This window comes from Kineococcus vitellinus (genome assembly GCF_009906315.1).
GTDB classification, from domain to species: Bacteria; Actinomycetota; Actinomycetes; order Actinomycetales; family Kineococcaceae; genus Kineococcus; species Kineococcus vitellinus.
This window is the reverse complement of the sequence record NZ_JAAALL010000596.1, coordinates 1-920: the sequence shown is the minus strand read 5'-3', so window position 1 is coordinate 920 and position 920 is coordinate 1. Positions and strand designations below refer to the sequence as shown.

General features: G+C 79.8%; 2 protein-coding genes. Both read right to left on the bottom strand.

The features are described 5' to 3' along the window. Positions 1–305: zf-HC2 domain-containing protein (locus tag GTQ99_RS23630; protein ID WP_205708127.1), on the bottom strand; the 305-nt coding region annotated here is incomplete at its 3' end. Beyond that, positions 302–907, bottom strand: coding sequence for a sigma-70 family RNA polymerase sigma factor (locus tag GTQ99_RS23625; RefSeq protein ID WP_240898017.1), 606 nt, complete (start codon positions 905–907; stop codon positions 302–304). The genes GTQ99_RS23630 and GTQ99_RS23625, both read right to left, overlap by 4 nt. Between the last annotated feature and the right edge of the window lie 13 nt (positions 908–920).

Genomic DNA, 920 nt, shown 5'->3' with positions numbered 1-920 from the left:
CACCGCGGACGGCACGACCCGGCCCGCCGGCGCTCGCGGTGCCGGCGCAGCACCGACTCCTCGCGGACCGCGGCCAGCACCTGCTCGCCCAGCGCGCGCGGGGGAGCGGGCGGCCCGGGCAGGCGGGCGGGGTCGACCAGGCGCAGGTCCTGCGCCAGCGGCGCCAGGTCCGCCAGCTCCGCCCGGCACTCCGGGCAGCCGTCCAGGTGCGCGCGCAGCCGCGGCACCTCCTCGGCCGGCAGCAGGCCCAGCGCGAACAGGCCCAGCTGCTCGCGCAGCTCGCGGTGGGCGCCCGACCGGCTCACGGCTCCACCCCCATCTCGTCCATCGCCACCCGCAGCGCCTTCAGCCCGTAGAACACCCGGCTGCGCACGGTGCCGACGGGCACGCCCAGCTCCGCGGCGACCTCGCCCGGGGGACGGTCCTTCAGGTACGTCTCCACGATGGCCGTGCGGTGGTCGGGGGACAGCCGGCGCAGCGCCTCCTCCACGACCCACCCGCGCAGCAGCCGCTCGCCGGGGTCCTCGGCGGGCTGGTCCGCCCCGTCCCCGGCCGCACCGGCCACGTCCGCCACGAGCGCACCCTGCCAGGGCCGCGCCCCCGCCGCACGCACGTGGTCGAGGACGGCGTTGCGGGCGATGGCGAACAACCACACCCGCAGGCTCGCCAGCGCCGGGTCGTAGCGGTCCGCGGCCCGCCAGGCGCGCAGGAACGTCTCCTGCACGACGTCCTGCGCGGCGGCGGCGTCGCCGAGGCTGCGCAGCGCGAAGCGGTGCAGCTCGGCGCCGTGCGCGGCGTAGGCGCGCGCCACGTCGGCCTCGTCGCGCAGGCCGGTCCCGGCCGCGTCGCCGCCGGCCGGTCCGTCGTGCACGCGCTCCGCCGCGCGGTGCCGTCCCCGCAGTCCCATCGCCCTCCGCCCG

Bases quoted from the DNA above. Each gene is read 5' to 3' on its own strand.
- GTQ99_RS23625 (WP_240898017.1), bottom strand. From the start codon at position 907: ATGGGACTGCGGGGACGGCACCGCGCGGCGGAGCGCGTGCACGACGGA.